The sequence below is a fragment of the Stanieria cyanosphaera PCC 7437 genome (genome assembly GCF_000317575.1).
In the GTDB taxonomy this organism is placed as follows: Bacteria; Cyanobacteriota; Cyanobacteriia; order Cyanobacteriales; family Xenococcaceae; genus Stanieria; species Stanieria cyanosphaera.
This window is the reverse complement of record NC_019748.1, coordinates 894,389-916,196: the sequence shown is the minus strand read 5'-3', so window position 1 is coordinate 916,196 and position 21,808 is coordinate 894,389. Positions and strand designations below refer to the sequence as shown.

20 protein-coding genes are annotated in these 21,808 nt (G+C 34.1%); 12 read left to right on the top strand and 8 right to left on the bottom strand.

What is annotated here, in order from left to right; genetic code table 11:
• Positions 1 to 180: 180 nt before the first annotated feature.
• Positions 181 to 561, top strand: a complete 381-nt coding sequence (locus STA7437_RS03980; RefSeq protein ID WP_015192088.1) for a photosystem I reaction center subunit IV — start codon at positions 181 to 183, stop codon at positions 559 to 561.
• A gap of 70 nt (positions 562 to 631) precedes the next feature.
• On the opposite strand, the gene STA7437_RS03975 is transcribed toward STA7437_RS03980, so the two are convergent.
• Complete coding sequence (locus STA7437_RS03975) at positions 632 to 1,600, bottom strand: hypothetical protein (protein ID WP_015192087.1); 969 nt, start codon at positions 1,598 to 1,600, stop codon at positions 632 to 634.
• A 648-nt stretch (positions 1,601 to 2,248) separates the two neighbouring features.
• Between STA7437_RS03975 and STA7437_RS03970 the strand changes: the two genes are divergently transcribed.
• On the top strand, positions 2,249 to 2,680 hold the full coding sequence (locus STA7437_RS03970; protein WP_015192086.1) for a hypothetical protein: 432 nt from the start codon (positions 2,249 to 2,251) through the stop codon (positions 2,678 to 2,680).
• Here STA7437_RS03970 and STA7437_RS03965 read toward each other — a convergent pair.
• The 3 genes from STA7437_RS03965 to STA7437_RS03955 all read right to left on the bottom strand — a co-directional run bounded on the left by STA7437_RS03965 (position 2,650) and on the right by STA7437_RS03955 (position 4,648).
• On the bottom strand, positions 2,650 to 3,627 hold the full coding sequence (locus tag STA7437_RS03965) for a CHAD domain-containing protein (RefSeq protein ID WP_015192085.1): 978 nt from the start codon (positions 3,625 to 3,627) through the stop codon (positions 2,650 to 2,652). The genes STA7437_RS03970 and STA7437_RS03965 overlap by 31 nt on opposite strands.
• A 25-nt stretch (positions 3,628 to 3,652) precedes the next feature.
• Complete coding sequence (locus STA7437_RS03960) at positions 3,653 to 3,859, bottom strand: DUF7219 family protein (protein ID WP_015192084.1); 207 nt, start codon at positions 3,857 to 3,859, stop codon at positions 3,653 to 3,655.
• Between the two features lie 78 nt (positions 3,860 to 3,937).
• Positions 3,938 to 4,648: a Crp/Fnr family transcriptional regulator gene (locus STA7437_RS03955; protein ID WP_015192083.1), complete on the bottom strand. Its 711-nt coding sequence runs from the start codon at positions 4,646 to 4,648 to the stop codon at positions 3,938 to 3,940.
• Between the two features lie 303 nt (positions 4,649 to 4,951).
• On the opposite strand from STA7437_RS03955, the gene STA7437_RS03950 reads away from it, so the two are divergent.
• Both STA7437_RS03950 and STA7437_RS03945 read left to right on the top strand, forming a co-directional pair.
• Positions 4,952 to 5,980 (top strand): glycosyltransferase family 2 protein, encoded by a 1,029-nt coding sequence (locus STA7437_RS03950; RefSeq protein ID WP_015192082.1) that lies wholly within the window; start codon positions 4,952 to 4,954, stop codon positions 5,978 to 5,980.
• 117 nt (positions 5,981 to 6,097) lie between these two features.
• Complete coding sequence (locus STA7437_RS03945) at positions 6,098 to 6,562, top strand: GNAT family N-acetyltransferase (protein ID WP_015192081.1); 465 nt, start codon at positions 6,098 to 6,100, stop codon at positions 6,560 to 6,562.
• Between the two features lie 254 nt (positions 6,563 to 6,816).
• On the opposite strand, the gene STA7437_RS03940 is transcribed toward STA7437_RS03945, so the two are convergent.
• The 3 genes from STA7437_RS03940 to STA7437_RS03930 form a co-directional block, all read right to left on the bottom strand.
• Positions 6,817 to 7,590: a DUF3153 domain-containing protein gene (locus STA7437_RS03940; RefSeq protein ID WP_015192080.1), complete on the bottom strand. Its 774-nt coding sequence runs from the start codon at positions 7,588 to 7,590 to the stop codon at positions 6,817 to 6,819.
• Between the two features lie 104 nt (positions 7,591 to 7,694).
• On the bottom strand, positions 7,695 to 8,999 hold the full coding sequence (locus STA7437_RS03935; protein WP_041619741.1) for a TldD/PmbA family protein: 1,305 nt from the start codon (positions 8,997 to 8,999) through the stop codon (positions 7,695 to 7,697).
• Positions 9,000 to 9,141: 142 nt separating this feature from the next.
• Positions 9,142 to 11,394 carry a ribonuclease R family protein gene (locus STA7437_RS03930; RefSeq protein ID WP_015192078.1) on the bottom strand — a complete coding sequence of 751 codons (2,253 nt, stop codon included), beginning with the start codon at positions 11,392 to 11,394 and terminating at the stop codon, positions 9,142 to 9,144.
• A 744-nt stretch (positions 11,395 to 12,138) separates the two neighbouring features.
• On the opposite strand from STA7437_RS03930, the gene STA7437_RS03925 reads away from it, so the two are divergent.
• From STA7437_RS03925 to STA7437_RS03890, 8 genes are all read left to right on the top strand, one after another.
• Entirely contained in the window at positions 12,139 to 13,014 is an 876-nt protein-coding gene (locus STA7437_RS03925; protein WP_015192077.1) for a hypothetical protein, read from the top strand.
• Positions 13,015 to 13,859: 845 nt separating this feature from the next.
• Positions 13,860 to 14,060 (top strand): DUF2949 domain-containing protein, encoded by a 201-nt coding sequence (locus STA7437_RS03920; protein ID WP_015192076.1) that lies wholly within the window; start codon positions 13,860 to 13,862, stop codon positions 14,058 to 14,060.
• Between the two features lie 176 nt (positions 14,061 to 14,236).
• A complete protein-coding gene (pdxH, locus tag STA7437_RS03915) occupies positions 14,237 to 14,881 on the top strand; it encodes a pyridoxamine 5'-phosphate oxidase (RefSeq protein WP_015192075.1) in 645 nt (214 codons plus the stop codon).
• 243 nt (positions 14,882 to 15,124) lie between these two features.
• Positions 15,125 to 16,489 (top strand): GTP-binding protein, encoded by a 1,365-nt coding sequence (locus tag STA7437_RS03910; RefSeq protein ID WP_015192074.1) that lies wholly within the window; start codon positions 15,125 to 15,127, stop codon positions 16,487 to 16,489.
• A gap of 173 nt (positions 16,490 to 16,662) precedes the next feature.
• Entirely contained in the window at positions 16,663 to 17,931 is a 1,269-nt protein-coding gene (locus STA7437_RS03905; protein ID WP_015192073.1) for a pentapeptide repeat-containing protein, read from the top strand.
• A gap of 106 nt (positions 17,932 to 18,037) precedes the next feature.
• Positions 18,038 to 18,697, top strand: a complete 660-nt coding sequence (locus STA7437_RS03900) for a hypothetical protein (protein WP_015192072.1) — start codon at positions 18,038 to 18,040, stop codon at positions 18,695 to 18,697.
• Positions 18,698 to 19,051: 354 nt separating this feature from the next.
• On the top strand, positions 19,052 to 19,525 hold the full coding sequence (locus tag STA7437_RS03895; protein ID WP_015192071.1) for a hypothetical protein: 474 nt from the start codon (positions 19,052 to 19,054) through the stop codon (positions 19,523 to 19,525).
• 85 nt (positions 19,526 to 19,610) lie between these two features.
• Positions 19,611 to 20,483 carry an S-methyl-5'-thioadenosine phosphorylase gene (locus STA7437_RS03890; RefSeq protein WP_015192070.1) on the top strand — a complete coding sequence of 291 codons (873 nt, stop codon included), beginning with the start codon at positions 19,611 to 19,613 and terminating at the stop codon, positions 20,481 to 20,483.
• A 420-nt stretch (positions 20,484 to 20,903) separates the two neighbouring features.
• Here the strand turns inward: STA7437_RS03890 and STA7437_RS03885 are convergent, their stop codons facing one another.
• Complete coding sequence (locus STA7437_RS03885; protein ID WP_015192069.1) at positions 20,904 to 21,800, bottom strand: metal ABC transporter permease; 897 nt, start codon at positions 21,798 to 21,800, stop codon at positions 20,904 to 20,906.
• Between the last annotated feature and the right edge of the window lie 8 nt (positions 21,801 to 21,808).

Below are 21,808 nucleotides of genomic sequence, written 5' to 3'. Positions count from 1 at the left end.
CATGGACATAAAATAGTTTAGAGTTTTTGGTGTTTATTTCAAAATGATTGTGACATGAAAACAAAAGTTGTTGAATAATAATATTTCAACTACGGTTAACTATTTTAATTAATTTAGCTATTTTCTGAAGCTTATCACTCAAATAATTAACAGCATCTCGTTAGTTAAAGGAATGAAATTATGGTTCAGCGTGGCTCTCAGGTAAAGATTTTAAGAAAAGAATCTTATTGGTATCAAGACTTTGGTACGGTTGCTTCTGTAGATAAAAGTGGTATTCGTTATCCAGTGATTGTTAGATTTAACAAAGTTGCTTATCACGGAGTCAATACTAACAATTTTGCCGAACATGAATTAGAAGAAGTCACACCACCAAAAGGTATGCAGAAAGTTTCAGCACCTACAGCTTCAGGAGGAAAACAAACACCTCTAGAAGCCGAATCTCGTCGAACTGGAACTGATGCGAGAACTTCACCTGCAAGAGAAGGTGCTAAACCAGAAGCACCAGGAGATAAAGATACTGATACTCCAGGAAATCCTAATCAAGGTACAGAAAGTCGTTAATCAGACTTTAGTTTAATTTATTCCGCATTTTAATTGCTTATATTTTTTTTAGCTTGGTAGTCAATTGTAATTAAGTGGGTAATTGACTACTAGTTTTTTGTTTTTGGAGCTTTTCTTGAGAAAATCGAAGAATTAAACTTTTAATTGCCATACCTAATACCGCCCTACAATGATTAATAATTAAATTCCAAAAATAGCCATATTGAGGGAAACGCCTCAGTAGTAAAATTTCAGCTAATACATAGAAACGATTTTTTCGGGAATATTCAGGAGGATTATCTTCAATTCTGATTTGTTCTGGCATAGGTAATAAATGACCAATAATTTTACCTGATTGATAAAACTTTGCCTGAATAAATAATCCTAATAAACGATCTAAACACCAAAACGGAATATATTTAAAAGGCCCAACAATAATCATTAAATTACTTAAATCTAAAATGGCTGCTTGTACCATTTCATTTTTCCACACTTTTTTATCAAAGTTTTCTGTGTGTACTCCATGATGATCTTTTCTTTGACGAAAAAAACAAAGTAAATCAAGTTTATTTTCTAAAGGAATAATGGGTATTTCTAATAAATGACTATTTTGATCGTAACTAATATTGTTATTGGTAACTTTATTCCAGGTTTGTAATTGCTCAAAACCAAGAATATTTAACCAAGGTGCATCAAGGTGTTGTTTTTCTCCAAATTGAAAATTTTTCCTTGCTAGTCTCATTACCCAACTATCGGGAAATTGTTGAAAGTAGTTACTGGTAATTGCAGTTATGTCTGGATTGAGATATTCATCACAATTAATTGTTAGTAGATAAGTTCCCGAAGCATTAAAAAAACCTGTTAATCTTTGAATTATTTCGCCACGAAAAGAACTATTAATTTGTTGAACTCTGCGATCGCAAAATTCTAATTTAGCCATTCCAGGTGGATGAACTAATATAAATTCTACTTCTCCTTTAATTTTTAATAATTCTTGTAGCCAATGTTGGGCAAAACCTTCTCTGGTAGGAATTACAATTGATAAAATTGGCTTACTCATAAAAAAATTCTCAATAAAATTTATTTTTAATAATCGTTAAGGTTAATCTGTTTAATTCTTGTGATTTCAGACTTGAAAGACACTTTCTAGATTAAATTAATTGATTGGGGATTAGGTATATTTAATGTAAATCTTAGGTATAAATATATAAAGAATTTATAAAGTATGATCGGATAAAGTGCTGAATTTAATACATAATTTACAAAATGCTCAATCCTGTCTCTGTATATACAAGGATTCTATAGCATTTCTCCTATTGGGAAGGTACACCACTATCAGTGACCAATTACTAATTACTAATTATGAGGGATGAATAATCAACATAAGCGAAGCGCACTACCGTAGGTCTCAACAAAAACCCGGATTGAACGGATGTATCTTATAGAAGTAAGAACTGCTATATAAATTTGATTTTGATTACTGAATCGAAGCGATCGCATATATGTTATAAATAAAATAGCTAAGTGGTAAATTAGGACATTTCTTACCATAATTTAACTTTCTGCACAGATAGATTCGCTGCGTTGATTACTTTGAAAAAAATCTTAAAAAATTCTGACTGTTACTAAATACACCAGAGATGTTTTAACTTTTGTAATAAATAGTTAAACAGTCTTTTAATTGAATTAAAGCAAAGGAGATTAACAAGTGAATGCCTCTGAACAAGCTAAAGGATTAGATATTACTACCAAAATAGCTGCTGTAGTAAATCTTTTTAAAGCTCAATTTCCTGACGCTAAAGCTGATCTTAAACCTTGGCGTAACGATCCTGATACTCTAGAACTAGTAGATCCCGATTCCATCGATATCGGTTTTCATTTTCCTGGTTGGAGTCGACGCTTTGCTTGTAATAGTATTTTGGTTCAAATTCGTTTTTATCAAGATAGTTTAGATCAGCGTGTCAAATTAATAGGCTTGGAAACGGCTGGTTTTAGTCATCAAGGACAAGCTTGGCGTTTTTCAACAGTGGATCATTGGCAATGTGTAGGAAAAAATCAACCAGTGACAGAAGTGGAACAAAAACTTAAACTATTTTGTCGTCAAGTTTTTCAATTATTTAATTCAGAAACTTCACTATAAATTAAAGTTTTTTGAAAATCTTGTCTGGTGGACAATTCTAAAAATTGGCGTTGTAAAGATTGCCATTCTTGCCATTTTTGATAACGTTTTTGTTGCAGTTGAGTTGCTAAGTGAGGAATGGATTTGTCTAATTCCTCTCCAACAGTTTGTTCTAGAAATAACCGCAGAATAAAACAGTCTTGAATTGTGCCTAAAATTTCTTGAATATTTTTAATTTTTTCTAAATAATTTTGAAATTGCTCTCCATAAAATTCAGTAAACAAAGCCATATTGTAGCGAGTTTTTTTCGCTTCTTTTCTCAAACTATGTAGTGTTTCACCTTGTTCTTCTAATAATTGTTCTACTTGTTCTAAGTTTAGTTCTTGAGATTGATTTGTTTCTGTCTCTAAGTTGCTTCCTACTAACCAACCTGGATGAAGTAACAAATGACTAACTTGAGGTAATAAAAGATCGGGTAGAACTAATTTAATGTTAATTGCAGCAATATTAGAATAATCTGGTTTTTCTAACCAGTCTTTTAAATCTTTTTTTAACTGTTGATAGTGTTTGCCTTCGAGAGTAGATTTGACTTCTTTGAATGCTTCTTTGCGTTCTTTTTTTAAATGCTTAAAAACTTGCTTTAATTCTTTTTGTTCTGAGGTTGGTAAATTAGGAAAATAGTCAGTAACTAACGTAAGTTGAAGAACATCTAAATCTCTTAGATTGCCTAAACTTTTGCCTACTTTACCTACAGCTTTTTCTCCTGCTTTTTTAGGTAAATTTAAAGCAAGCGCAAAACCAGACATGGCACTACGTAAACGACGTATTCCTACCCGCATTTGATGTAATTCTTCAGGATCTTGATCTTCTAATACTGCTGATTCGTGCTTAACAATTTTACGAAAATGTTTTGCGATCGCCCGTTTACCCCAATCCCCAAAGGTTGTTGCTGTTTCTTGTTGGGTCATTTAAATTTTAAACGTACTTTGTTACTTAATTATTATGAATATAATTCTTGATTTCTGGTTGATTTTTTTGAAGTTGTAGCCACATTTGTCTAATTTTTTGATAGGCAGCTTGAGCGGAAAGTTGATATTGTTCTTCGCGATCGCAAATATCAATCACTGCTTCACCAAAATTATGCAAATGATCTTTTAGCAATAATTGTTCTGGTACTTTTGAATCACTTTTATCTTGCATAACCCACCTAAATGCCAACTACTTCCCGAGTATATGTGATTATCATTACAAATTATCACTAATTTTGTATGTACGGTTTCAGACATTAAATCTAAATAATCTTTGAAATTCTTGTTGAATAATCCAATAACATTCACAACTAGCCGATTCTAAAGCTGCTCTATTTAAAATAGTAATATTACCGCGACTGTAACTAATAATTTCAGCTTTTTGTAGTAGATTGGCTGCTTTAGTAATACCAGAACGACGCACACCCAACATAGCAGCAATTATTTCTTGAGTTAAACTAAAATTATCTTGTTGAACACAATCATGAACTGTTAATAACCAACGGGCTAATCTTTGTTCGATTAAATGTTGACTATAACAAGCTGCGTTTTGGGTAATTTGAGTTAATCTAGCTTGAGTATAAAGTAATAACAGTTTTTGTAATCTGCTACCGCGATTGAATTCTTGTTTGAGTAAATCGACTTTTATTCTGCTAGCGTTGCCAGCAATTTGTACCATCGCGCAATGAATACTACAGTCACTACCTAAAAGTGTAGAAATTCCGATTACTCCTTCTTTGCCTACTATTGCTACTTCCGTAGTTGTACCGTTTTCCATGATCGCGACTAACGAAATCATGCCCTGATGAGGAAAGTAAACATATTCAATCGTTTCGTAAGGTTGATCAAGAATTTCCCCCACAGTAAGTTTTACAGTTTGTAAATGAGGAATTAGGCGTTGAAATTCGTAGTTTGGTAAAGCTGCCAGTAATTGATTTTGTTGTGATTCATTCTTGCTCATTGATTATTTGTTTTTGGTATCTACCCCACTTCTGGCAAGCCGTAACAACTAATTGTTTGATAGATAAAGGTTTATACTTTTTTCAGTATATATTGATACTTTTTCATTCAAAATTGAAGATAAGGTTAAGTCAAAGTTAAAGACAGGTAATAGGCAATAGGAAATAGAAAACAAAAGATTACAAGTGTGTTAATTAGAACAATTGACAAATCTTAAATTGATCTTTTTAGTTTGAAAAAAATCATCTAAACTGAGATATTCTGTAGACTTTCAGATTCATTAAGACTAACTACACCAAAAAATATGGCATATCGTGGCTCAATCTCAGGAATTAGCACCTCATCTTTAGAAACAACAAAAATAGATTTATCAATTGTTGTCCCTATTTATAACGAAGCAGAAAGTCTTAGCCATTTGCTTGAAGAAATTACCAATGCTGTTGGTTCACTTCAACTAAGCTATGAAATTATTTGTGTGGACGATGGTTCTACTGATGGTTCTACTGCAATTTTAAAAGAATTAGCCCGTCGACGTAGCAGTCTTAAAGCAGTAATTTTAAGAAGAAATTATGGTCAAACTCCAGCAATGGCAGCAGGATTTGAAAATGCTGTAGGTAAAGTAATTATTACTCTTGATGGCGATTTACAAAACGATCCGACAGATATACCTTTACTACTTGCCAAACTAGAAGAAGGTTACGATTTGGTTAGTGGTTGGCGCAAACAAAGACAAGATGCAGCACTAACTAGATTGCTTCCTTCTAAAATCGCTAACTGGTTAATTGGTAAAGTTACAGGAGTTAAATTACACGATTATGGTTGTTCTTTAAAAGCTTATCGTGGAGAACTCGTCGCTGATATGAATCTGTATGGTGAATTGCATCGATTTTTACCAGCTTTAGCTTATATCGAAGGTGCGAGAATTACGGAAATACCAGTTCGTCATCACGCTCGTCGTTTTGGTAAAAGTAAGTATGGATTAGGAAGAACAGTTCGAGTGGTAATGGATCTATTGACTGTCTTTTTTATGAAGAAGTTTTTAACTAGACCAATGCACGTGTTTGGGGTGTGGGGATTAATTTCTCTTCTAATCGGTACTTTGATGGGTTTGTACCTAACTTTAGTTAAGTTATTTTTCAATCAAAACATTGGCGATCGCCCTTTGTTAATTTTATCAGTTCTTTTGGTAGTTACTGGAGTTCAGTTATTTAGTTTTGGCTTATTAGCTGAATTGTTGATGCGTACCTATCATGAATCACAAAAAAGACCGATTTATCGCATTAGAGAGGTAATTAAAGGCAAATCTTACGAAATGGTCAATTCTGAAGTATAAAATTCAGAAATAAAGCGATCGCGTCAAACTAAGCATCATAATTACTAGGTTTAGATCATCTTCAGTTCAAAACCCGCACCGAGAAATATTATTAGGAGAAAGCTTGAAATCAAATTGATGTATAGAAAAGCAACAAATCAAGAAGATTGCGTGATAGCACAACATTTTTATCAACTCTGGTTAGATAATGAAGTGTCTCCAGACTTGATTCGAGATGATTGGTTAGAAGTAACACTCAAGTTTATTGATCACGCACGTCAAGAATTATTGTTTCAAGCTTTTGTTGCAGAAATAGAAGGAAAGATAATTGCTTCTGCTAGCTGTCAGCTTTTTGCCGGTTTGTATCCTTCTCCTTTTAAACCTGAATATCGTTACTATGGCTATATTTGGAATGTTTATGTTGAATCTGCTTATCGTCGTCAGGGAATTGCCAGTAAACTAAGCAATGAAAGCATTAATTATTTAAAATCTCTTGGTTGTACGCGAGCAATTCTTCATGCTTCACCTCATGGTAAACCAATCTATGAAAAGTTAGGCTTTGTTGCTAATAATGAAATGCGATTAGAACTAATTGATTTTTAATTTTCTTAAAAATAAGTCCACCGATAAACACAGGTGAACACAGATGGAGTTATATCAAGTACGGATAATTGGTTGAAATAAAAAGGTTTAAGGTTTGTTGGATTCATTTGTAGAGATTACGCGGTGCTACGTCTATTACCTATTTATTACATAAATAAATTTATAGGATTTTCCAAGCTGGTGAGGTACACCATTATCAGTGAACAGTTACCAGTGACAAGTGATCAATTTTTGACTTGTTACTTGTTACTTAATTAAACCTTAACCACTCCAGGTAAACGCTTATATTTCAAATAAAAACCACCTAAAGCTAATAAAGCAATTATTAATGAACCAATTCCTATTGGGCTAGGTAACCAAACCACAGCTTTAATATTATTAATTTGACCTGGTTGTAATTGCCAAATTAATTGTTTTCCTTGACTATGATTAATTGGTTCAAGTAAATTATTGCCAGTAAGACTACGAGCAAATAAAGGCGTATTGAGTTGAAATTGTAAATCGATTAAAGAACCAGGACTAACAATAATTTTGCCTTGATTAGAAAGCACTCCTAAAGCCCGTAAATCAACAGTAAGATTAAGATTAGCACGCTCGAAAAATACGAAATTACTTTGTTTTAAAGTTAATAAAGAATTAAGTTTAACTAAATCTAAACTATCAGATTGGATCGAGTTATTAAGTTTACTATTAGGAGTATAAAAAAACTGATTAAATTTTTTGGTTAATTCTTTACCATTACTAAAAGGAATAGTAACTATAACTTCTTGGGCGTTAATTTTAGTTACTTTGCCTCTTAATTGACGAGCGCGGTCTTCAATACTATTTAACCATTGTTTAGCTTCTGCTTGGCTTAAACTACTTAGTTGTTCACCGATTTTTATATGTTGAACAATACTGCCTTTTTGAGGATGGTCAAAATTGACTCCGACATCATAACGAACACAACCAGTCAAGAAAGTTAAAAGACAAAAAATTAAAGGTAAAAAGAATACTAAAGGATGTTTTTTGTGTTTCATTGTCTCCATTCAAACCTCCTGACTGATTACTGATAATAATTGATTGTTAATGGTTGATTATTCATCCCTCATAATTAGTAATTAGTAATTAGTAATTAGTAATTAGTAATTGATTACTGTTTCGAGGCAACACCTAATTGAGAAAAGGCAAGATAAGGAACAGTTGAACCACCACCGATTAATTCTGTCTCACTACTTAAATCGATTAAATGATTAAAAGCTTCAAAAATATTTCCTGCCACCATCGTATTTTTAATTCGACCAACAATTTCTCCTTTTTCTATTTTGTAGCCTAGATCGAGATTGACAGAAAATTCTCCTGCTAATACATTAGATTGTCCTGCACCCAAAACTTGATCGATAATAATTCCTTCTTCTACTCCTGCAATCAGATCTGCCACAGAAGTTGTGCCAGGCGTAAAACAGAGATTGACTAAATCAGGATTAGGACGAGATAATCCGCCACGAAAACCATTGCCTGTAGATTGTAACCCCGTGCGAGCAGCCCAAAGACGATCCCAATAGAATTGTTTAACTTCTCCTGCTTGAATCAAAACTTTTTTACTCGTTGGTGTGCCTTCGTCGTCAAAAGCACAAGCAGAAACACCAATGGTAGGATCTTCAATGACTGTTAAACGTTCGTCAAATAATTTTTCTCCTAGTTTATCTACTAACGGAGAAGCTTTTTGAGCTATTACTTGACCAGAAAAGATAGTTTCAAACAATCTTCCCATCGTAAAAGCAGCAGCCATTGGTGTAAAGATCACAGGAAAACTACCACTACTAATGGTTGCTGTTTGTTCGGCTCGTTGGTACTTTTGTAATAATTTATCTAGAATTTGATTGTAATCTGGTTCACGATCGCTTGTCACATCATAGGAGTAAGCTTGTAAAAAGTCTTCACCTCGAACTAAGTTTCCTGATAGACTGGCACTAACTACATGATTACTACGTTCGGTATACACATCGGTAGTAGTGGCGAGTTTAGTTTGACTAGAACGAATCCCAAAGTTAACATCTACTAAAATTTCGGGATTGTATTGATGAACTTTTTCAATTAAGTTTTCTCCCACTTCTACTAAACTTGCTGTGGTTGGTGGTTGATAATGACTGTCGGGAGTGGTGAGATGAAAATTTTCAGCAAAAGCAAATTCTATCGGATCGCCAATGGTAGCAGTTGCGATCGCAGCATCAATTAATTCTTCTAGTCTAGTTAAATCGGTTGAACTAGCAAAACCTAAACGTCCATCAGCAATAATTCTAAGGGCAATTCCTTCTGAAGCTTTGGTAGAGAGTGATTTTAAGCGATTATTAGCAAATTCAATCGGTGTATCTTGACTAGCACGATAATAAGCTTCTGCTGTGATACCTTTTTGTTTGGCTAGATCGATTACTTGTTCTAGGATTGATTGAGTCATTGTGTTTATTATTGCTTGTTTAGATTGCTTTTGGGCAAATACCATTAAAAGGGGCTAAGACTGAAATTGAACAGAACATATTAATTTCATCCTTAGTTTTTTATTCAAGTCTTGGAATGCCCCCTATTGTTTAAATTAGCAACTATTCTTCTTCTAAATCGGCATTACTGGCAGTTGAACCACCACCAACAGTAACTAAATCGATTTGCTGACGGTAATAATCAACGCTTTTCACCTCTACTTCTACGCGATCGCCCAAACGATAAGCAATGCGGTTTTTTCTGCCGACTAAACAACTGTGACGAGAACGATATTCGTACCAATCATCTTTGAGAGAACTGACGTGAACTAATCCTTCTACTAATAAGTCTTCAATTTCTACAAAAAATCCGTAGGATTGTACGCCTGTAATTAAACCTTCAAAAATTTTACCAGTTCTTTCTTTCATTTTCTCGGCTTTTTTCAAACCATCTAAGTCTTTTTCTGCATCTTCGGCTAGTTTTTCGCGGTCATTGAGATGAGGAATTACGGCGTGTAATTCAGTTTCCATTTCCTCTTGCATCTGAGGTGGTAAAACATTCCAATTAATTTCACCATGACTGCTGCTACTAAATAAATCTACACCAGTTTTAGCTCGACTATGACGGCGATCGCGGCCGTATTCAAAGACGGTTTTGAGAATTCTTTGAATCAAAAGATCGACATATCTTTGTCCAGGAGAAATGCAGTGAGTATAACCATCACTATAAGCTAAACCAAAATGAGCAGCAGGTTTAGTGCTATATTTAACTGGTTTAAATGTTCCTTGCAAAATGTAGTTGAGTACCATTGCTTCGGGAGACTTGCTAAATTCTTGAGTTAAAGCTTGATAATCTTGGGGCGTAACATCTCCTTCGGCATCTAAATCTAAGCGTAGTTGTAAATTGCTGCCTAGTTTGAGTAAATCTTCCAACTCATCAACATCTGGTTCTGGTTGAGTACAATAAATTCCTGGTACTTGTAAAGCTTGGAGATGTTGGGCAACTAATCTACCTACTAAAACCATTAATTCAGTTAATAAAGAACGAACAGGTAAGGTAGAAGAAGTTAAGATCACTCCCAATCTACCTTCATCTTTATATAGATTGTAAATTTCAGGAGTAGCAATTTCAAACCCTCCTCTTTGTAATCTTTGTGCTTTAATTAAAGGACTTACATTAAAAAATAGTTCGTTAAAAAGATTGCCTAAAGCTGCTGATTTTTCATCTTCTTCAGCTTTTTCTCCTAGTAAAGACTGTACTTGATTATAAGTAATTTTATGATCGACTTTAACTACCGAAGGTTTAATCGAATATTCGACTACTTCCCCTTGATTATTAATTTCAATTAAAACAGAAATAGTTAAACGATCTTTACCTGGGATTAAAGAACACACTTTCGCTACTTGTTCGGGCAGCATGGGTAAGATTTTTTTTCGTAGGTTAATTGCGGTAACCCGTTTTTTACCTGCGCGGTCTAAAGGAGAATCCTGTTCGATATAATGAGCCACATCAGCAATATGAATTCCTAATTGCCAATTATCATTGTCCGTTTTTTCTAAAGTTAAAGCATTTTCAATCCAAGGATTGTCCTCTTCCGTCTCTGGTTCGATCGCAACAGTTAATTTATCCCGCAGATCTAATCGTTTTTTAATCTCAGCAGCAGGAATTCTGGTTGGTAAAGAGGATGCTGCTTTTAGTGCTGACTCGGTAAAATTTTGAACTAAATCGTGTTTACAAGAAACAATATCAACATCCGAAGCTTCCTCCGCATCACTACCCAGAATTTTGGTAACTTTTCCTAAAGGAGGATACTGTCCGATGGGATAACGCAAAACTGAAACATGAACTAGATGTTCAACAGCTTCCGCCAAATCTTGTCCATTTTGCTTGAGATCTAATTCAAATAATAAACGATCATCAAGCGGTGTAGCACGATAACTACTGTCAACAGCATTAACTGTAGCCAGTAAAGAAGGATTAGCTCTTTCTAAAATTAACTTGACTTCTCCTTCAGGAGAACGACGACGACTACCTTCTTTAATAATTTTAATCAAGACGCGATCGCCATTCCAAGCATTACTTAAATGACTTTCCCTGACATAGATGTCATCAGCATTTTCTTCATCTTGAATCGCAAAACAAAATCCTTTACTCGAACAACGTAGTTTGGCTTCTACTACATCATTTTCGTATAAGCGACGATATTTTCCTCTTTCTTTGGTTAAAATCCCAATTTTTTCTAAAGCATCCAAAGCAATTTGTAATTTTTGAATACTTTCCTCATCCTCGCAACCTAGTTTTTTTTCTAGATTCTTTGCTGCGACTAATTTGTCATCTACAAATTGAGCCAGAATTGTAGCGATTGAAAAATCCATGTATAGTGTTCCTTTTCAGTTGAAGTTATTGATTCCACTAAGATTTAATAAGTGCTAGCACTGCTGTGCTACTCTATTGAACGATCATCAAGTAGATTTACTCTTGAGATAGAACTACAAACACGGAGTGCGTCAAAGATTAGTATCATAAGCGCGATCGCTTTAATTAAGTTACTGCTTGAGCAAACCGCAATTGAGTCACTCTCAAGACTTGACGAGGTACAGGGTTGACCAACCAAAAAGTTGTAGTCCTAACCAGGTAATACCCAGAAAGCCCCGCCCCGTCTAGCGTTGAAAGACAGAGACGACTCTTTACATTTAACGCTTCTTCAGTGACCGCTAGTGAACAGTACTCTGCCTTGTAGGACGGAACGCAGTTCACTCAGTTATCGGCTGATGGGGCGTACAAACCCCTTACAAGATACAACTTTGCTGGATACTACTGATGACAATTTCCTTAATCAGATTTAGCTGTAGCGCGAAGTCGCAGCTAAAATACAATAGTGGTTTATCTCAAGGTATACGTCAAATCAACTTATCCAGTTTAGTTGTTCGCTGTAGCTATCTAACTCACAGTTTCTCTAAGCGAGAAATTAAGTTCTTGAAGATGCTAGGAACAAAAATAGTGAGTTAGCTTGTAACTAGCCTGTATCTATTTTAAATTTTCTCTGTCTATTGGCAAATTTGTTTTAAAAGTTAAAGATTTAATAGTAAATTAGTACTAAAGACAATCAAAATAAGCTGATGTTAATTCAATTTCGCCATCTTTATCCCGACGGTAGTTTGATTAGTAAATTATTAACTATAGACCACGGTAATTATATTGTTAAAGTTTCAGTCAAAGTAGCAGGAAAAACTGTAGCCACTGGACTAGCTGCTGCCCAAACAGTAGAAATGGCAGAGGATCGAGCTAGAGAAAGAGCCTTAGCTACTTTAGTAATGGAAAAAAGTGTATTAGCAAAAAATAACAATCAAGACTTGAAAGAAAGTCAAAAACCTCAAACTGATATAAAACAACAACAAATTGTTGAACCAGTTTTCATCGAACAAAATTTACAAGTTAAGGAGACGGTTGAGGAAGTTACTTCACCAACATCTCAAACTTCTTTTTCTTTGGAAACAGAAGCAAGTGTTCAAGATACCCTTAACCTAGTCAGTCCATCGATCAATACTTCTCCCCAAAATAACGATTACAACTCTTTTGATTCAGTGATTGAAATTCAAGAGCAAACAACTTTTGAAGAAGATAATGAGACAATAAATTTTCCTATCGAAGAATCCTTACCACACTCTGAAACTATTAGCTCCTCCCATAGTATTCCATCTTTGTTTGATGTTAATTCAACTGAATCAACTGCTGAAGATGAATTATTAGAAGACAATGATTTTGAACAGCAAACCGCACCTTTATCTTCGGGCAATAATTCAGAAATCTTAGAGATTACTTTTAATGAAATCATTGATCAAACTGATCGAGAAATGAAACGTTTAGGATGGACAAAGGAAATTGGAAAAGAATTTCTCAAAGCCCATTATGGCAAAAAATCGCGTCTTCATCTTAATGATGAGGAATTATTAGCTTTTCTTGATTATTTGCAGAAGTTACCAACACCACAGTAAGAGAAGAAATCCAATTAAAAAAAAAACTAGAGCTAGCCTAATATAATAACTATGTTTTAAGGCTAAATTTTAGCCTTGATTTCTTAAAACATGATTAATTTAAAAAACTGTTTAAGGAATCAAAGGTTTGAACTATTTTGTTCCTTATTAAAATCTTTAATTATCTAAAAAATTTATGGAAATAACCAATCTATGCTATAAAATGACCTAAATATTCTCGGATAGCAATTTTTGGTTAATGATTGACTATTATAGCAACTATAAATTTAATGTAAATCCTCAAAAATCTTGTTTAAACAACAATTTATTGCTTGAAGTCTTATTGTTTATGATTTAAGTCGCAGGTACTCCGCCTTTCGAGGTTACCTCGAAGCCGTTCAACGGCGGAGACGGCACGGACTGGCGTTCCCCAGTTAGACTGTGAACCTTACTCCACCTTAAACAGACAGGTCTTGCGTTCACTGCGTCAACTTAATAATCACACTTTTTTCGTAGTTGTTAATTAAATTTTTAACTGGGGAGGAAAATAACAAAAACCAACTATCAATTAAACGAAAATAAAAAGTTAATAATTAGTAAATTTGCTTTCTTAAATATAATTATCAAAACATTTACATCTATCTTAAGCCAAACATAAGAAATGCTTTTTTAATAACTTTCGATAGAAGTCCCATTTTTGAATTATCAGTATCTTATATAAGAAATATTTAAAATTTTGTTTCTTTGTGATTAGCAGCACTGGCAAGTGATCTTTTAACATCAACAATAAGACAATTGAATGTAAAACTGTTGCTGCAACAGTAATGTAATTAAGTTAACTTTTATGAAACTAGGAGGTGAAAGATATGACACCTGCCATATACAACAAATTTATTAAATTTCTCAAAGAAGAATTAGCTTTATCTTCTGACTCGATTCAAACTGTCCAGAAAACCGCCCAACAAAACCTTGGGCCGTTACCAATGATTTTGTGGCAGTATGGTTTGGTAACTCTTGAAGAATTAGACCGTATATACGATTGGTTAGAAACAGACTACATAATCTAACTTATGACTGAGTAAAGTATTATGACCGGCTCAAGAATTTTAAGCTCAAGAGATAAAAAAAAATAACACACCAAATTGAATTTGTAGAGGTAAAAAAGCTGTAAATCGAATCATAGCCTAATAAAATAAAGCTGGGAATAGAGCTTGTTCAATTTTAATGGCGGAAATAAAATTTTATGGATTTATCTGTTGCTGATTTACGTCAAAATTATACTCTTGCCGAGCTAAATCAAAGTAATGTCGAGCCAAATGCGATCGCTCAATTTGCAATTTGGTTTGAACAAGCAGTAGAAGCACAGCTACTCGAACCTAATGCCATGACTTTGGCTACAGCTACTCCTGACGGAAAACCTTCGGCACGGATTGTTTTACTTAAAGGTTTTGATCACAGGGGTTTTGTTTTTTATACCAATTATTACAGTCACAAAGGTAGAGAATTAACGGCAAATAATTGGGCTGCTTTGGTGTTTTGGTGGGGTGAATTAGAACGACAAGTAAGAATTGAAGGTAGGGTAGAAAAGGTAAGTGCTGAAGAATCTGATGCTTATTTTCAAAGTCGTCCGATTAATTCCCAACTGGGTGCTTGGGCTTCGGATCAAAGTCAAGTAATTCCAACTCGTCAAGTCCTCGATCGCAAACTAAACGATTTGGCTCAACAATATCAAGAAAAGCCTATTCCTCGTCCTCCTCATTGGGGTGGGTTTCGGGTGTCACCAGAAATAATTGAATTTTGGCAAGGTCGTCCTAATCGCCTCCATGACCGTTTAAAATACACTCTTCAACCAGAAGGAAATTGGAAGATAGAAAGATTATCACCCTAGTTATTATTAGCTTTGTTGAATATTGACAATGTAAATTTTTATATGGAATTAAATTTTCATGACGATTAGGATATATTGACAATTTACAAAAAAAGATGAACGCATACTTTATTTCTGGAAATTTTTGTCTGAGTTTGGCTAAACTGTGACTACACTGACAAGACGTTCCGTCACCCTTCGGGAAGCACAAGTACCTGAATTTAGTTCAGTCAGCATCTTTTAGAAATTTATCCATCATCTTAGATGACTAAAACTTCTTCCGCTCAAGAAACCCATTTGAATCAAGCCCGTGCTAGCTTACAACAAGCTATTTCTTGGTATACTAGCTTTCGCCGTCATTGGAATTATCCCCCCAATCCAGAATTACAAGCAGCCGTTAGAAAAGATTTACAGTCTTTAAAAGGAGCATTGGATAGATTAGACCAAACGGTAATTCGGATTTCAACTTTTGGTTTGGTAAGTTGTGGCAAGTCTTCAGTTATTAATGCGTTGTTAGGACAAGAAATTCTGGAAACTGGGCCAATTCACGGTGTAACTACTTGGCCTAAATCGCTACGTTGGACTCCTCCTAGTGGGAAAGTACAGGTTGAGTTTATTGATACTCCTGGTTTGGATGAAATTGAAGGGGAACAACGCACTCAAATGGCTCAGGAGGTAGCCCAAAGATCTGATTTAATTTTATTTGTGGTAGCTGGTGATATAACCCGTACCGAATACAAGGCTTTATGTCAATTACGTCGTAGTCAAAAACCTTTAATTCTTGTCTTTAATAAAGTCGATCTGTATCCGCAAACCGACCGAGAAGAGATTTATCAACAACTACAACAACAAAATGCGGTTAATCGTGGAGAAAGTATAGAACATTTGATCTCAACTGACGAAATTGTGATGGTAGCAGCTAAACCCCAACCAATTCAAGTCAGAATTGAAGCAGCCGACGGTAGTGTTACTACTCAGTGGGAAACTCCGCCTCCTCAAATTGACGAATTAAAAGAAACAATTTTAAGGATACTCAATCGTGAAGGGCGATCGCTTTTGGCTTTAAATGCCTTAGTGCAAGCTCGTGATGCTCAGTTAAATATTGCTAAAAAAACAGTAGAAATTAGACAGGAAGAAGCAGAAGCAATTATTTGGCAATACGCTAAATATAAAGCGTTAGTGGTTGCAGTTAATCCTATTGTTTTATTGGATATTTTTGGGGGATTTGTAGCAGATTTAGCTTTAATTCGTGCTTTAGCGAGATTATATGGACTACCAATTACTAGTTATGAAGCTAGTAATATTTGGCGCAGAATTATTGCTAGTTCGGGAGCTTTATTATTAGGAGAAATCGGCAGTAATCTAATTTTAGGGATTGGAAAAAGTGGTTTTGCTCTTACTAGTGCCTTTGAAAGTCCTGGTGCTTTTGCTGCTTTTGCCACAACTGCTAGTTTACAAGGTGCGATCGCTGGTTATGGCTCTTATGCGATTGGTAAAATTGCTCAAGTATATCTACAGCAAGGCTGTACTTGGGGAGCTTTGGGTGCTTCAACTTTAATCGCTGATATTCTTGCTCAAGTAGACTCAAAAACAATTATCTATCGATTGCGACAGGAATTATTAATGTAACAATACATATAGCATTTCTCGCTTTGATGAGATACATCCGTTCGATAGGGGTTTTTTTTGATTGTTGATCGTTAATAGTTGATTGCTACTTTTTACTTTTGAATCAAGAGTCTAGATAGAAAAGTAAGATAATTTAGAAGTTTGTTCCTTTAATCTTCAAAAAATCACCAAGGATGATTGAACCGCCCAATTCTAATTCTCAGACTGATACTAATGTTAGTGATGAATCAACCAATGGAAATCAAACAGATTCTCAGTCTTCCTCTTCATTGGAGCATCAAACAATTTCTACCTCAAGACACTTTATTATTAATCCGAATAAAAAGACTATTGCTCAACAATTGAATTTATCTCAGTCTCAATTAATTGCGCTCGCTTTAGTTGTGATGGGGATAGGATTATTTTTAAAGCTCTCTTGGTTGGGAATAATTGGCTCTATCAGTGCGTTGTTATTTTCTTTGGGTGCGGTTATTAGTGGTGCCTACGATCTGTGGTTAAAATTATTAACTCCTCAAGAAAGAAAGAATCTGTTGGCTTTTCTTGGTTTTAGTCTAGCGATCGCAGGATTGTTAAATTATTTGGGTGTTTACAATAATATTAGTGATTGGCTAGCTAACTTTAAATACGATGAATTTGGTTCTTGGGCAGAATGGATTGGTGCTTTGGGACAAATTTCAATTGCCATTCTTGCTGTATATGTTGCCTGGGCGCAGTACGTTATTTCTAGAGATTTAACTATTCAACAAAACCGCATTACTCAACAACAAACCATCGATGCGTATTTTCAAGGTATTTCCGATTTAGCTTTAAGCGAAGAAGGTTTACTCGAAGATTGGCCTCAAGAAAGAGCGATCGCTGAAGGTCGTACCGCAGCAATTATGTCTAGTGTAGATGCTTCTGGTAAGGCTAAAATATTACGTTTTTTATCTCAAGCTCGTTTATTAACTCCTCTCAAACGCGATAGTCTTCTAGGTAGAGCGATTCTCGATGGTAGTGGTAGTTATGCGGAGGATCGTCCCTATGGAGTCCGAGTAATTGATTTGGGAGTAATCTTAGCAGGAGCTAACTTAGCTTTTCAAGATTTACGTTGGACAGATCTCAGCGAAGCTAACATGGTTAGAACCAATTTAACTCGTTGTGATTTAGTTAAAGCCAATTTGTCGCGAACTATTTTATATGATGCCAATCTTAGCGGTGCTGATTTAAAAGGTACTCGTTTGTTTTATGGTTCGGCAGAAACTGCTAGCCCTCGTAGTCGTACTGAAGTTCCTAACTATGAAACTGGTGAATATACGGGCGCAGTGATCGAAAGAGTTAATTTTACCGAAGTGAGAAGACTTAGTGAAGAACAACGTTATTATATTTGTGCTTGGGGAGGAGAAAAAACTAGAATGACAATTCCTGGTGGCTGTGAAGGAATCCCCAACTTGTTAGGAAGATAGTTATTCCTTTCATAAAAGTTACTTAAGTTCAGTAAGTTTACATAAAAGAAATACTTAATTTATAATTTATTTATATTTTTAATTGGTGTAAACATAATTGTAGTCTATGACATCTCAATATTATTGGGGAATTACTTTCCCTTCTGCTATTCCCATTTCAGTAGCAAGTTTATTGCTATGTTTAGGGATTAGTAAGCCTGCCTTTGGTAGTTATTTTAATTTTTCTCGCGATTACAGAAATGGATTGGAGAAAATCAAACTTGCTGGCAAATTTCAAGCTAAAGATCTTAATGGAGATAACAAAATATCTCTCACTGAAGTCAAAAGTTTTGAAGGAATGATTGTATCCCAAAGCGAACTTCAACCACAAATATTTTCTGTATTTGACTTAATTAAACCAAAGGAAGAGATTCAATTTGAAAAATTCAACTATGATTTAAAGACTAACAATTTGCAATTTGTGATTCGGACTTTAGAACAAGACCGTAGTAATTTAATTAATTCAATTAATTCTTATTGGCAAGTAGATTTTCAAAGCGAACTTGATAGTTTCAAGACTATAGATAACAGTTTAGTTGCATTGGATTATCAAGGTACAGGTTTAACTAGCGAGCAATCTAAAAATCCATCAGGATTAGATAGTTTAGTAGTTTTATTGATTTTAACTTTAATGTTTTTTAGAATTAGTCAACAAATCCAGGCTGAGACTAAAACAAACAAAGAACAACAATTGAAACTTTCTACTTATCAAGAAAAATGGGAATAAGTGCTATAAAAATATTATTGGCAAACTAAGCAACTTATTTAAAATTAATTACTTGGCTTTTATTTCATAATTTGTATTGTTATTTTAATTTTAGTCATTGAACTACAAAAATATATTTTCTACTAAATTTGGATAATTACTTAAAAAAAATTTGCCTTTACGTATTTAAGTTATTGATTAAAAAAAGGCAGGATCAGTAAAGATGAAGATTGTTTTCGGACTCGATTTGAAATTTATCACTGCTCCTTCAGCAGGCAGAAGCTTTAAAAGAATATGCAGCTTACAATATTTAACTGTTTAAACAAACCTGATATATTAATATATTAATTGAGCTATTTATTTAATTAATTTTTTATGGTTGTTAACAGTCTAAACTTACAAGAGTTAGAGCTTACTTGTCTTTCTTTAGCCATTAATAAACTTTTTGACAAACAAGAAAAAGCTTGGGGTTACTTTAGAATCAAAAAGGAAGAAGACTTTTATTCACTTTATCTTCCTTATTTACCTAGTTTAAAACTATATCAAAAACCCAATTATCAAATTTATAAACTTTATTGGAGCAATTATGTAGCAGAGTTAAATGATCGCTCGGAAAAACCAAATATTTATGTCAGAAAAAAAAGTAAAAATGTCTATGACAAAAAAAATCCCAAAGTAGCCAAAAAGCAACGAATTTACGAAATAATTTATCAATATGATAATCGTACTGAAATCAATTTCATTAATAAAATCCTTACTGAATTAATTCGGGACAAAATTATAGCTAGTCTCTCAGAAATTCCCGAAAATGAAATGATGCCCCTGGTATTAATTGCCCAAGAAGGTTAAAAACAATCTACCAGAAATTCTGAAGCAGCTAATTTTCTCGTACAATGATTTGGGCGAAATTCATACAAAAGGATGACTTGAAACTATGACACAAGCAAAAATTGGGATTATTGGTGGCAGTGGTTTATACAAAATGCAAGCACTTCAACAAGTCGAAGAAATAACCATCGATACTCCCTTTGGTTCTCCTTCAGATGCTTTAATTGTAGGTAAGTTAGAAGGTACAACTGTCGCTTTTTTAGCTCGTCATGGACGTAATCATCATTTATTACCTTCAGAATTGCCTTTTTGTGCCAATATCTATGCGATGAAGCAACTGGGAGTAGAATACATTATCTCAGCTTCGGCAGTAGGTTCTCTTAAAGAAGAAGTTAAGCCTTTAGATTTAGTTGTACCAGATCAATTTATCGATCGCACTAAAAACCGAGTCGCTACTTTTTTTGGTGAAGGATTAGTTGCCCATATTGCTTTTGGCGATCCTGTTTGTGTTAATTTAGCTTCGATAGTTGCTGATGCGGTAGATTCTTTAGATTTACCCGAAGTCAATTTGCATCGTGGTGGTACTTATGTTTGCATGGAAGGCCCTGCTTTTTCAACTAAAGCAGAATCTAATCTTTATCGTAGTTGGGGTGCGACGGTAATTGGGATGACTAATTTAACCGAAGCGAAATTAGCTAGAGAAGCAGAAATTGCTTATGCAACTTTAGCTTTAGTAACTGATTATGATTGTTGGCATAGCGATCATGATAGTGTCACAGTTGAGATGGTAATTGCTAATTTACAACGTAATGCGATTAATGCCCAAAAGGTAATTCAAGAAACTGTTAAAAGAATTAGTATTAATCCTCCTGAATCAGCAGCACATTCTGCTTTAAAATATGCTTTATTAACGGCTTTAGATAAAGTACCTCAACCTACGTTACAAAAATTAGATTTGTTGTTAAAAAAATATCTTTAGTTTTATAGCTTTTCTAATAGTTGTGAAGTAGAATCAACATTTTGGTTTTGGTTGAGACCTACGGTAGTGCGCTTCGCTTATGTTGATTATTCATCCCTCATAATTAGTAATTAGTAACTGCTCATGGTGTACCTCATGAGTCTAAGAATTGCTATAGCTTGATTTTGAATAGTTAGAATTCAAAATTAGTTCAGCTAACATCTAAAAGCAAACAAGACGGAGATGTATTTTGATTGTTTATTTTCTTGGAGAATAATATTAATTAAAGCTCTCCGCCTAATCAGTAACTCCACTTAATTAAACATGAAATAGTATTGATTTGGGAACTTAGGAATATAGAGAATTAGAGAAATTTTATTTAAAGTACTTATCGGTACTTGATATTATATTTAAATTACTATTTCTAATTTTGAATCATAATTAATGATGAGATTGAAAGATTTTTTTTAATTCTTTAATTAATGGCGATCGCTGTTGATTAGAAGTAGGATTAGTTAAAATTCCTTGAGTTGGACTAAATAATAAAGCAAGCAAAAATATTCCTGAAGCAACTAAAACAATAGCAGGACCAGAAGGAAGATTAAAAAAGTAACTTAAATACATTCCTGTAATACTAGAAGTAACTGCGATCGCAACTCCTAAAAACATGACTTGATGCAAGCGATTTACTAATAAATAAGCCGTAGCTGCTGGTGTTATTAATAGTGCTAAAACTAAGATTACTCCTACTGCTTTTAAACTCGCTACAATGGTTAAACCAATCAACATCATTAAACCCAAATCAAGCAAATGAACTGGTAACCCAACTGCTTGTGCGCCTAGGCGATCAAAACTATAAAATAAAAGTTCTTTGTAGAGAAAATAAACAACCGAAACAACAATAACAGCAATAATTAAAGTATCAATTACCTCGCTAGCAGTAACTCCTAAAATATTGCCAAATAAAAAGTGATTGAGATCGATTTTATTATCTTTTTGAATAACTGTAATTAAAGTAATACCAAAAGCAAAAAATGCCGAGAAAACTATTCCCATCGCCGTATCTTCTTTAAGATTAGACCGTGTGCGAATAATATTAATACAAATAGTACTAATTATCCCTGCAATAAATGCCCCAATAAAAATATTAAATCCAACTAAATAAGCGATCGCTAAACCAGGTAAAACAGAATGACTAATAGCATCTCCCAGTAATGCTAATCTTTGCACCATTAAATAACTACCAACAACCGCACAGATAATACCAACAATAATGGCAACCACCAGCGATCGCTGCATAAAACTATATTGTAAAGGTTCGAGTAGAGCTTCTAACATTTATTTTG

What these genes read in the sequence shown, in the direction of transcription:
- STA7437_RS03980 (WP_015192088.1), top strand. Translation starts at nt 181, where the DNA reads ATGGTTCAGCGTGGCTCTCAGGTAAAGATTTTAAGAAAAGAATCTTAT.
- STA7437_RS03975 (WP_015192087.1), bottom strand. Translation starts at nt 1,600, where the DNA reads ATGAGTAAGCCAATTTTATCAATTGTAATTCCTACCAGAGAAGGTTTT.
- STA7437_RS03965 (WP_015192085.1), bottom strand. Translation starts at nt 3,627, where the DNA reads ATGACCCAACAAGAAACAGCAACAACCTTTGGGGATTGGGGTAAACGG.
- STA7437_RS03960 (WP_015192084.1), bottom strand. Translation starts at nt 3,859, where the DNA reads ATGCAAGATAAAAGTGATTCAAAAGTACCAGAACAATTATTGCTAAAA.
- STA7437_RS03955 (WP_015192083.1), bottom strand. Translation starts at nt 4,648, where the DNA reads ATGAGCAAGAATGAATCACAACAAAATCAATTACTGGCAGCTTTACCA.
- STA7437_RS03950 (WP_015192082.1), top strand. Translation starts at nt 4,952, where the DNA reads ATGGCATATCGTGGCTCAATCTCAGGAATTAGCACCTCATCTTTAGAA.
- STA7437_RS03945 (WP_015192081.1), top strand. Translation starts at nt 6,098, where the DNA reads ATGTATAGAAAAGCAACAAATCAAGAAGATTGCGTGATAGCACAACAT.
- STA7437_RS03940 (WP_015192080.1), bottom strand. Translation starts at nt 7,590, where the DNA reads ATGGAGACAATGAAACACAAAAAACATCCTTTAGTATTCTTTTTACCT.
- STA7437_RS03935 (WP_041619741.1), bottom strand. Translation starts at nt 8,999, where the DNA reads ATGACTCAATCAATCCTAGAACAAGTAATCGATCTAGCCAAACAAAAA.
- STA7437_RS03930 (WP_015192078.1), bottom strand. Translation starts at nt 11,394, where the DNA reads ATGGATTTTTCAATCGCTACAATTCTGGCTCAATTTGTAGATGACAAA.
- STA7437_RS03925 (WP_015192077.1), top strand. Translation starts at nt 12,139, where the DNA reads ATGTTAATTCAATTTCGCCATCTTTATCCCGACGGTAGTTTGATTAGT.
- STA7437_RS03920 (WP_015192076.1), top strand. Translation starts at nt 13,860, where the DNA reads ATGACACCTGCCATATACAACAAATTTATTAAATTTCTCAAAGAAGAA.
- pdxH (WP_015192075.1), top strand. Translation starts at nt 14,237, where the DNA reads ATGGATTTATCTGTTGCTGATTTACGTCAAAATTATACTCTTGCCGAG.
- STA7437_RS03910 (WP_015192074.1), top strand. Translation starts at nt 15,125, where the DNA reads ATGACTAAAACTTCTTCCGCTCAAGAAACCCATTTGAATCAAGCCCGT.
- STA7437_RS03905 (WP_015192073.1), top strand. Translation starts at nt 16,663, where the DNA reads ATGATTGAACCGCCCAATTCTAATTCTCAGACTGATACTAATGTTAGT.
- STA7437_RS03900 (WP_015192072.1), top strand. Translation starts at nt 18,038, where the DNA reads ATGACATCTCAATATTATTGGGGAATTACTTTCCCTTCTGCTATTCCC.
- STA7437_RS03895 (WP_015192071.1), top strand. Translation starts at nt 19,052, where the DNA reads ATGGTTGTTAACAGTCTAAACTTACAAGAGTTAGAGCTTACTTGTCTT.
- STA7437_RS03890 (WP_015192070.1), top strand. Translation starts at nt 19,611, where the DNA reads ATGACACAAGCAAAAATTGGGATTATTGGTGGCAGTGGTTTATACAAA.
- STA7437_RS03885 (WP_015192069.1), bottom strand. Translation starts at nt 21,800, where the DNA reads ATGTTAGAAGCTCTACTCGAACCTTTACAATATAGTTTTATGCAGCGA.